At 61.6% G+C, this 279-nt stretch carries 1 protein-coding gene; it reads right to left on the bottom strand.

Annotation, left to right across the window (positions count from 1 at the left end):
* On the bottom strand, positions 1–279 hold a 279-nt coding region (locus VTU_RS28490), incomplete at both ends, for a SwmB domain-containing protein (RefSeq protein WP_010107205.1).

The following is a 279-nucleotide window of genomic DNA, read 5'->3' as shown; positions in this document are numbered from 1 at the left end:
TGCCCGCTTCGGTGTACGTGAGCACCAGTTGGTTGCCGGTGACTGTGGCGCTGTGGATCACCGGGGGCGTTCTGTCCAGTACGAGGTTGTCCACCGCCGTGGTCGGGATGCTGGTCAGGCGATTGCCGGCTGTGTCCTGTATGCCCTTGTTGTCGGCGGGCGTGCTGTCGTTGTAGGCAACGGTCACGCCGCGCTGACCATGCGCTATGGGGGTGGTCAGCGTCAGGATCATGTCCTTGGAGATTCCATTGATGCGGACATTCGTGACGGTATTCGCCA

This window comes from Verminephrobacter aporrectodeae subsp. tuberculatae At4, assembly GCF_000193225.1.
Taxonomy (GTDB): Bacteria; Pseudomonadota; Gammaproteobacteria; order Burkholderiales; family Burkholderiaceae_C; genus Acidovorax; species Acidovorax aporrectodeae.
Note: the sequence above shows the minus strand (reverse complement) of the source record. Positions and strands in the feature narration are given on the sequence as shown.